Origin of the sequence: Burkholderia sp. WTPI3 (genome assembly GCF_021483755.1) — a bacterium.
In the GTDB taxonomy this organism is placed as follows: Bacteria; Pseudomonadota; Gammaproteobacteria; order Burkholderiales; family Burkholderiaceae; genus Burkholderia.
Window position 1 is genome coordinate 1 of sequence record NZ_JAGIXF010000151.1, and the last position, 8,865, is coordinate 8,865.

An 8,865-nucleotide genomic window follows, 5' to 3' on the forward strand; every position below is an offset into this window, starting at 1 on the left:
CCGTCCGGCGACGGCGGCGCTTACGCGATCCGCTTCGCGAGTTCGACGGCCTTGCCGATGTACGACGCGGGCGTCATCGCGAGCAGGCGGTCCTTCGCGTCCTGCGGGATCGCCAGCGTGCCGACGAATTCCTGCAGCGCTTCGCGCGTGATGCCCTTGCCGCGCGTCAGTTCCTTCAGTTGCTCGTACGGGTTCTCGATGCCGTAGCGGCGCATCACCGTCTGCACCGGCTCCGCGAGCACTTCCCAGCAGTTGTCGAGATCTTCGTTCAGGCGCTGCGGGTTCACTTCGAGCTTGTCGAGGCCGCGGATCAGCGAGTCGTATGCGAGCAGCGAGTAGCCGAGCGCGACGCCCATGTTGCGCAGCACCGTCGAGTCGGTCAGGTCGCGCTGCCAGCGCGACACCGGCAGCTTGTCGGCGAGGTGGCGCAGCGTCGCGTTCGCGAGGCCGAGGTTGCCTTCCGAGTTCTCGAAGTCGATCGGGTTGACCTTGTGCGGCATCGTCGACGAGCCGATTTCGCCGGCCTTCGTCTTCTGCTTGAAGTAGCCGACCGAGATGTAGCCCCACACGTCGCGGTCGAGGTCGAGCAGGATCGTGTTCGCGCGGGCGACCGCGTCGAACAGCTCGGCCATGTAGTCGTGCGGCTCGATCTGGATCGTGTACGGGTTGAACGTGAGCTTCAGGCGGTTTTCGATCACGTCGCGCGAGAACGCTTCCCAGTCGAATTCCGGATACGCGGACAGGTGCGCGTTGAAGTTGCCGACCGCACCGTTCATCTTGCCGAGGATCTCGACCTTCTCGATGCGTGCGATTGCGCGTGCGAGGCGCGCGGCGACGTTCGCGAGTTCCTTGCCGAGCGTCGTCGGGCTGGCCGGCTGGCCGTGCGTGCGCGACAGCATCGGCTGTTCGGCCAGCGCGTGCGACAGCGCGACGAGGCGCTGGTGCACCGTGCGCAGCGCCGGCACGATCACGTGCTCGCGCGCGCCGGCGAGCATCATCCCGTGCGACGTGTTGTTGATGTCTTCGGACGTGCACGCGAAGTGGATGAATTCGCTGGCCTTCTCGAGTTCGGCCTGACCCTTCACCGATTCCTTCAGCCAGTATTCGACGGCCTTCACGTCGTGGTTCGTCACGCGCTCGATTTCCTTGATGCGCGCGGCGTCGTGCGCGGTGAAGCGCTCGGCGAGCTGCAGCAGGAATTGCTCGGACGCTTCGGAAAAGCGCGGGACTTCCGCGAAGCCGGCGCGCGACAGCGCGATCAGCCAGTGCACCTCGACGGTGACGCGGTGGCGCATGAAAGCGGCTTCGGAGAGCCAGTCGCGCAGCGCTTCGGTCTTGCTGGCGTAGCGGCCGTCGATGGGCGAGAGCGCGGTGAGGGCGAAAAGCGTATCGGGACGAGTGTCGGACATGATCGGGCGGGCCTTGGAGCCGGGGCGAACGAGGGGGAGGAGAATCCGACATTTTACCATTGGCGCGGGTCGAGCCCGGCCGACCGGAGCCGGCCGCCGCCGCGACGGGCGATCGGCGCCCCGGCGAGCGCCCGCGCCGGATCGCCGGGCCGCTCGGCTACGGCCGGCGGAGCATGGACAACACGGTCGGCCGGGCCCGCCCGCCGGTAGAATGCAGACTTCTTCCCGACCGCCGCCGCCGCGCCCGCCTGCATGGAACTGAAATGGCTCGAAGACTTCGTCTCGCTCGCGGAAACGCGCAGCTTTAGCCGGTCCGCCGAACTGCGGCACGTGTCGCAGCCCGCGTTTTCGCGGCGCATCCAGGCGCTCGAGGCGTGGCTCGCTACCGAACTGATCGATCGTTCGGTCTATCCGACGCGGCTCACGCAGGCCGGCCAGATCTTCTACGAGCAGGCCCTGACGATGCTGTCGCAGGCGCACGAGGCGCGCACGCTGCTGCGCGGCCACGTCGGCGCGCCGGTGCCGACCATCGAGTTCGCGGTGCCGCACACGCTGTCGCTCACGTATTTCCCGCGCTGGCTGCAGCGGATCGAGGCGAAGATGGGGCAGGTCCACACGCGGCTGCGCGCGCTGAACGTGCACGACGCGGTGCTGTCGCTCGTCGAGGGCGGCTGCGATCTGGTGATGGGCTATCACCACCCCAGCCACCCGGTCGCGCTCGATCCGGCCCGCTACGACATGCTGGTGCTCGGCGCGGAGCCGATCAGCGCGTTCTCGGCGCCGGGCCGCGCGGGCCGGCCGCGCTACACGCTGCCGGGCACGGCCGATGCGCGCGTGCCGTACCTGTCGTATACGCCGAACGCGTATCTCGGCCGGATGACCGAAGTCATCGTCGCGAACGCACCGACGTCGCTGTTCCTCGATCGCGTGTACGAAACCGACATGGCCGAAGGGCTGAAGGCGATGGCGCTCGCGGGGCATGGCGTTGCGTTCCTGCCGCACAGCGCGGTCGAGGACGCGGTGGCCGGCGGCCGCCTGATCCGGCTCGACCGCGCCGCGCGCGGCGGCACGCATCCATTCACGCTGACGATGGAGATCCGGCTCTACTGCGACAAGCTCGCGCTGCAGGGCGACGATCCGCGGCAGAAGCTCGTGCGCGCGCTGTGGGAAGTCGTGCGCGACGAGTTGCGCGAAACGACGGATTGACGGCAACCGGTCGCACGTTCGCTGACGAGCGCCTTGCGACGCCTGTCGGACGCCTGTCCGGCGGGCGTTCCGCATATTCCCAGAACGATTTTTCACGCACGCGATGCACGACCGATCGCGTGCGTTCTTGCGCAAATCGACCGCGGATTTGCGAAAAATCGCGATCATGCAAGAAACGCATAATCGAATAAGCAAACGGCATTGGATAAAAAAAACGGGTTTTTCGACAATGTGCGCAATCCGTTGAACGTTGGAGCGTCCATGTCTTCGCAACTGCAGTCCATTCCGTCCTACCTTCATGCCGACGATCTCGGCCCGTGGGGCAACTACCTTCAGCAGGTCGATCGCGTCGCACCGTATCTCGGTTCGCTGTCGCGCTGGCTGGAAACGCTGAAGCGTCCGAAGCGCATCCTGATCGTCGACGTGCCCATCGAGCTCGACAACGGCACCGTCGCGCACTTCGAAGGCTATCGCGTGCAGCACAACGTGTCGCGCGGTCCGGGCAAGGGCGGCGTGCGTTACCACCAGGACGTGACGCTGTCGGAAGTGATGGCACTGTCCGCATGGATGTCGGTGAAGAACGCGGCCGTGAACGTGCCGTACGGCGGTGCGAAGGGCGGCATCCGCGTCGACCCGCGCAAGCTGTCGCGCGGCGAGCTCGAGCGCGTGACGCGTCGCTACACCAGCGAAATCGGCATCATCATCGGCCCGAACACCGACATTCCGGCACCGGACGTCAACACCAACGAACAGGTGATGGCGTGGATGATGGACACCTTCTCGATGAACCAGGGCCAGACGTCGACCGGCGTCGTGACCGGCAAGCCGATCTCGCTCGGCGGTTCGCTCGGCCGCAAGGAAGCGACGGGCCGCGGCGTGTTCGTAGTCGGCTGCGAAGCGGCGAAGAAGAAGGGCCTCGAAATCGAAGGCGCACGCATTGCGGTGCAGGGCTTCGGCAACGTCGGCGGCATCGCGGCGAAGCTGTTCCAGGAAGCGGGTTCGAAGGTGATCGCGGTGCAGGATCACACGGGCACGATCTATCAGCCGGCCGGCCTTGACTCGAACAAGCTGCTCGACCACGTGGCACGCACGGGCGGCGTCGCGGGCTTCGAAGGCGCCGAGCCGATGGCCAACGACGAGTTCTGGACGGTCGAGACCGACATCCTGATCCCGGCGGCACTGGAAAACCAGATCACCGAGAAGAACGCGGCGAAGATCCGCACGAAGATCATCGTCGAAGGCGCGAACGGCCCGACGACGACGGCGGCCGACGACATCCTGAGCGCGAACGGTGTGCTCGTGATCCCGGACGTGATCGCGAACGCGGGTGGCGTGACCGTGTCGTACTTCGAGTGGGTGCAGGATTTCTCGAGCTTCTTCTGGACGGAAGACGAGATCAACCACCGTCTCGAGCGCGTGATGCGCGAAGCGTTCGCCGGCGTGTGGGCGGTCGCGGAAGAGCACAAGGTGTCGGTGCGTACGGCGGCGTTCATCGTCGCGTGCAAGCGCATCCTGATGGCGCGCGAAATGCGCGGCCTGTACCCCTGATCGGGCGTCGCCGGCCGGCCTCGACGGTCATGCCGGTTGGCTTCGATCAAATCGTGACGCAATCCACCCGATTGCGTGCATGAGCCCTCGCGGGCGGTGCCGAATCCGGCACCGCCCGCGCGCGCATTCGGGGTGCCCGAAGCCGGGAGGACGGCTTCGCGCAGGGCGAGTCGTCATGCGGTAAACAACCAGTTCTTTCAAAAATATTACTTTGATACACTGGCGCAGGTTTTAGCCAAGGAGATGACCAAAATGAAATACCACAAGGCAGTCCTGATGGTCGCGGCGCTGTGCGCGTTCGCGAGCGGCGCGCATGCACAGGAGACCGGCACGCTGAAGAAGATCAAGGACACGGGCGTGATCGCGCTGGGGCACCGCGAATCGTCGATCCCGTTCTCTTACTATGACCAGAACCAGCAGGTCGTCGGCTATTCGCGCGAATTCCAGATGAAGGTCGTGGACGCGGTGAAGAAGAAGCTGAACCTGCCGAACCTGCAGGTCAAGAACATCCCGATCACGTCGCAGAACCGCATCCCGCTCGTGCAGAACGGCACGGTCGACATCGAGTGCGGCTCGACGACCAACAACGCCGAGCGTCAGCAGCAGGCTGCGTTCTCCGACACGATCTTCGTGATCGGCACGCGCCTGATGACGAAGAAGGATTCGGGCATCAAGGACTTCGCCGACCTGAAGGGCAAGACGGTCGTGACCACTGCCGGCACGACGTCCGAGCGCCTGCTGCGCAAGATGAACAACGAAAAGCAGATGGGCATGAACATCATCAGCGCGAAGGATCACGGCGATTCGTTCAACACGCTGGAATCGGGCCGTGCGGTCGCGTTCATGATGGACGACGCGCTGCTCGCGGGCGAGCGCGCGAAGGCGAAGCAGCCGGGCGAGTGGGTGATCGTCGGCACGCCGCAATCGGAAGAGGCGTACGGCTGCATGATGCGCAAGGGCGATGCCGACTTCAAGAAGGTCGTCGACGACGCGATCTCGCAAGTCGAGAAGTCGGGCGAAGCCGCGAAGATCTACGCGAAGTGGTTCGAAAACCCGATCCCGCCGAAGGGGCTGAACCTGAACTTCCCGCTGTCCGATTCGATGAAGAAGCTGTACGCGAACCCGAACGACAAGGCGCTCGACTGACCACACGGCCGTTGATGCAGAAATGACGCTACTGAAACGGAAGAGGCCACGCTTCTTCCGTTTCTTTTTGCTGGAGTCTTGCCCATGTCTTACCACTGGAACTGGGGCATCTTCCTGAGCCCCGTCTCGACCGGCGAGCCGACGACTTATTTCGGATGGCTGATGTCCGGCTTCTGGGTGACGATCGAGGTGTCGCTCGCCGCCTGGGTCATCGCGCTGATCGTCGGTTCGCTGTTCGGCGTGCTGCGCACTGTGCCGAACAAATGGCTCGCCGCGATCGGCACCGTGTACGTGTCGATCTTCCGGAACATCCCGCTGATCGTGCAGTTCTTCGTCTGGTACCTCGTGATACCCGAGCTGCTGCCCGCGTCGATCGGCACTTGGATCAAGCAGTTGCCGCCAAGCACGCAGTTCTTCACCGCATCGATCATCTGTCTCGGCCTGTTCACGGGCGCGCGCGTGTGCGAACAGGTGCGCTCGGGCATCAACGCGCTGCCGAAGGGCCAGCGCGCGGCCGGCCTCGCGATGGGCTTCACGCAATGGCAGACGTATCGCTACGTGCTGCTGCCGGTTGCGTACCGGATCATCGTGCCGCCGCTCACGTCGGAGTTCCTGAACATCTTCAAGAACTCGGCGGTCGCGTCGACGATCGGCCTGCTCGACCTGTCCGCGCAAGCGCGTCAGCTCGTCGACTACACCGCGCAGACCTACGAGTCGTTCATCGCGGTCACGCTCGCGTACGTGCTCATCAACCTCGTGGTGATGGCATTCATGCGCTGGATCGAAGGCCGCACGCGGCTGCCCGGCTACATCGGAGGCAAGTGATGCATCAGTTCGACTGGAGTAGTATTCCCGGCGCGATACCGACGCTGTGGTCAGGTGCGATCGTCACGTTCCAGATCACGCTGATCGCGATCGTCGTCGGCATCGTGTGGGGCACGTTGCTGGCGCTGATGCGGCTGTCCGGCGTGAAGCCGCTCGCGTGGTTCGCGAAAGCGTACGTGACGGTGTTCCGCTCGATCCCGCTCGTGATGGTGCTGCTGTGGTTCTTCCTGATCGTGCCGCAGCTGCTGCAGGGCGTGCTCGGGTTGTCGCCGACGATCGATATCCGCCTTGCCTCGGCGATGGTCGCGTTCTCGCTGTTCGAAGCCGCGTATTATTCCGAGATCATCCGCGCCGGCATCCAGGCGGTGCCGCGCGGACAGGTGAACGCCGCGTTCGCGCTCGGCATGAACTACGCGCAGGCCATGCGCCTCGTGATCCTGCCGCAGGCGTTCCGCGCGATGGTGCCGCTGCTGCTCACGCAGGCGATCGTCCTGTTCCAGGATACGTCGCTCGTGTACGTGATCAGTCTCGCGGACTTCTTCCGCACGGCCGCCAACATCGGCGATCGCGACGGCACGACCGTCGAGATGGTCCTGTTCGCGGGCGCATGCTATTTCGTGATTTGCTCGTTGGCGTCTGTTCTCGTCAAGGGTCTCCAGAAAAAGGTCACAAGATGATTTCCATCAAGAACGTTTCGAAGTGGTACGGCCAGTTTCAGGTCCTCACCGAATGCACGACCGAGGTCAAGAAAGGCGAGGTGGTCGTCGTGTGCGGTCCGTCGGGCTCGGGCAAGTCGACGCTGATCAAGACCGTGAACGGCCTCGAGCCGTTCCAGCAGGGCGAGATCCTCGTGAACGGCCAGTCGGTCGGCGACAAGAAGACGAACCTGTCGAAGCTGCGCTCGAAGGTCGGGATGGTGTTCCAGCATTTCGAGCTGTTCCCGCACCTGTCGATCACCGAGAACCTGACGCTCGCACAGATCAAGGTGCTCGGCCGCGGCAAGGACGAGGCGAACGAGAAGGGCATGAAGCTGCTTGACCGCGTCGGCCTGAAGGCGCATGCGCACAAGTATCCGGGCCAGTTGTCGGGCGGCCAGCAGCAGCGGGTCGCGATTGCGCGCGCGCTGTCGATGGACCCGATCGCGATGCTGTTCGACGAACCGACGTCCGCGCTCGATCCCGAGATGATCAACGAAGTGCTCGACGTGATGGTCGAGCTCGCGCAGGAAGGGATGACGATGATGGTCGTCACGCACGAAATGGGCTTCGCGAAGAAGGTCGCCCATCGCGTGATCTTCATGGACAAGGGCGCCATCGTCGAGGACGACCGCAAGGACGATTTCTTCTCGAATCCGAAGTCGGAGCGCGCGAAGGATTTCCTCGCGAAGATCCTGCACTGAGCGTTCGCAACGCGTGCGCGCTTGGTGCGCGCCCATGAAAAAACCGCCTGGCCAGTCACCAGGCGGTTTTTTTTCGCCGGCTGCCCGTCGCCGGCTGCCCGTCGCCCACCGACGGCGGCGGACGGGCTCGCGTGTCACGCATTACCAGCTGTAGCGATAGCCGACCTGGCCGGTGATCCCGCGCCGGTAGTCGCCGCCGATGTTGCGCGCGTATTTCGCGTTCGCGTACAGCTCGCCCGACTTGCCGAAGCCCGCGGTCACGCCGATGCCGAGCTCGTACCACGTGCGGCCCAGGTGCGTCGCGAACGGCGTGCCGCCGACGACGGTCTGGCCCGGCGACAGGAAGTCGTGCAGCACATCGGCCATGAAGTACGGCGTCGCGGCACCGCCGCCCGCGTTCGCATCGAGGTTCGGCCGGAAGATGCGCACGCCGACGCGCCCGCGCAGCGCGTTGGCCGTCGTGCCCGATACGGCCGACACGTTGTCGTTGAACCCGTTGAGCTTCAGGTACTGGTACATCAACTGCGCCTGCGGCTCGACGGCGACCGGCGTGCCGCCGATCCCGAACGGCTTGCCGACTTCCTGCGACAGCGCGACGCCGAAGCCGTTCTGCGATGCCTCGTTGCCGTAGCTGTCGCGGTAGCGGTTGCCGTAGTGCGTCACCTGGCCGACGCTGTCGAAGTACGTGCCGTCGGACAGATAGCGCGTCCAGTAGCCGCCGATACTCTGCGCGTGCATTTCGACCGAGCCCGTCGAAGTCGACAGGCCCTGCGTATCGGCGCGCGCCAGGTCGCTGAAGCTCGCATTCGCGACGCCGATGCTCGCCGTCACGCCCGCGTGCGTGCTGCCGCCGGCGCTTGCCTGGTCGAGCGTCCAGTCCTTGCCGAACTGCGCGAAGAACGTGCGTTCGTCCGCCGCGAAGCGGCCCGCGTTCGCATCGAGGCTTTGTCCGCCGATGCGGCCCCATACGCCGTCGCGGTTGCCTGGCGCCTGCTTCTCGAGGTTGTAGACGTCGCCGACGCGTTCATGCAGTCTGCCGAGCGTCGAGAAGCCGTAGTCGGCGTTCAGCAGCGGCGTCATCGCATAGCCCGCGACACCCGGACGATAGGCGAGATTGCCGCCGTTGCCGTTGCCAGTGCCGGTCGGATCGACCGGGTCGCCGGGATCGGTCGGATCGAGTTGCGAGCGCAGGTACCAGCCGTTCGCGTCGCCCTGTCCGCCGCGATAGAGGCGGTACTCGTACGCGCCGGCCTGCACCGGGCCCGCGAGATGGAACGCCGATGCGGTGGTCGTGCCGCCGTTGGCCGTGACGACCACAGGAATCCCGTCGCC

Annotated in this window: 8 protein-coding genes; 6 read left to right on the top strand and 2 right to left on the bottom strand. The window is 65.1% G+C overall.

Going from position 1 to position 8,865, the window contains the following annotated elements:
• Positions 1-20: 20 nt before the first annotated feature.
• On the bottom strand, positions 21-1,409 hold the full coding sequence (gene purB / locus J7024_RS35340; RefSeq protein WP_124827140.1) for an adenylosuccinate lyase: 1,389 nt from the start codon (positions 1,407-1,409) through the stop codon (positions 21-23).
• 252 nt (positions 1,410-1,661) lie between these two features.
• Between purB and J7024_RS35345 the strand changes: the two genes are divergently transcribed.
• From J7024_RS35345 to J7024_RS35370, 6 genes are all read left to right on the top strand, one after another.
• A complete protein-coding gene (locus J7024_RS35345; protein ID WP_124827139.1) occupies positions 1,662-2,615 on the top strand; it encodes a LysR substrate-binding domain-containing protein in 954 nt (317 codons plus the stop codon).
• Positions 2,616-2,876: 261 nt separating this feature from the next.
• Positions 2,877-4,163 carry a Glu/Leu/Phe/Val family dehydrogenase gene (locus J7024_RS35350; RefSeq protein ID WP_124827138.1) on the top strand — a complete coding sequence of 429 codons (1,287 nt, stop codon included), beginning with the start codon at positions 2,877-2,879 and terminating at the stop codon, positions 4,161-4,163.
• A 252-nt stretch (positions 4,164-4,415) separates the two neighbouring features.
• Positions 4,416-5,309: a glutamate/aspartate ABC transporter substrate-binding protein gene (locus J7024_RS35355; protein ID WP_175750751.1), complete on the top strand. Its 894-nt coding sequence runs from the start codon at positions 4,416-4,418 to the stop codon at positions 5,307-5,309.
• Positions 5,310-5,393: 84 nt separating this feature from the next.
• Positions 5,394-6,134 carry an amino acid ABC transporter permease gene (locus J7024_RS35360; RefSeq protein ID WP_124827136.1) on the top strand — a complete coding sequence of 247 codons (741 nt, stop codon included), beginning with the start codon at positions 5,394-5,396 and terminating at the stop codon, positions 6,132-6,134.
• Entirely contained in the window at positions 6,134-6,811 is a 678-nt protein-coding gene (gltK, locus tag J7024_RS35365) for a glutamate/aspartate ABC transporter permease GltK (protein ID WP_124827135.1), read from the top strand. The genes J7024_RS35360 and gltK overlap by 1 nt, the downstream gene beginning before the upstream one ends.
• Positions 6,808-7,533 (top strand): amino acid ABC transporter ATP-binding protein, encoded by a 726-nt coding sequence (locus tag J7024_RS35370; protein WP_124827134.1) that lies wholly within the window; start codon positions 6,808-6,810, stop codon positions 7,531-7,533. Before gltK ends, J7024_RS35370 begins: the two co-directional genes overlap by 4 nt.
• Positions 7,534-7,674: 141 nt before the next feature.
• Here J7024_RS35370 and J7024_RS35375 read toward each other — a convergent pair.
• Positions 7,675-8,865, bottom strand: a 1,191-nt coding sequence (locus J7024_RS35375; RefSeq protein WP_234745924.1) for an autotransporter family protein, incomplete at its 5' end; no start/stop codon positions are given.

What these genes read in the sequence shown, in the direction of transcription:
- purB (WP_124827140.1), bottom strand. Translation starts at nt 1,409, where the DNA reads ATGTCCGACACTCGTCCCGATACGCTTTTCGCCCTCACCGCGCTCTCG.
- J7024_RS35345 (WP_124827139.1), top strand. Translation starts at nt 1,662, where the DNA reads ATGGAACTGAAATGGCTCGAAGACTTCGTCTCGCTCGCGGAAACGCGC.
- J7024_RS35350 (WP_124827138.1), top strand. Translation starts at nt 2,877, where the DNA reads ATGTCTTCGCAACTGCAGTCCATTCCGTCCTACCTTCATGCCGACGAT.
- J7024_RS35355 (WP_175750751.1), top strand. Translation starts at nt 4,416, where the DNA reads ATGAAATACCACAAGGCAGTCCTGATGGTCGCGGCGCTGTGCGCGTTC.
- J7024_RS35360 (WP_124827136.1), top strand. Translation starts at nt 5,394, where the DNA reads ATGTCTTACCACTGGAACTGGGGCATCTTCCTGAGCCCCGTCTCGACC.
- gltK (WP_124827135.1), top strand. Translation starts at nt 6,134, where the DNA reads ATGCATCAGTTCGACTGGAGTAGTATTCCCGGCGCGATACCGACGCTG.
- J7024_RS35370 (WP_124827134.1), top strand. Translation starts at nt 6,808, where the DNA reads ATGATTTCCATCAAGAACGTTTCGAAGTGGTACGGCCAGTTTCAGGTC.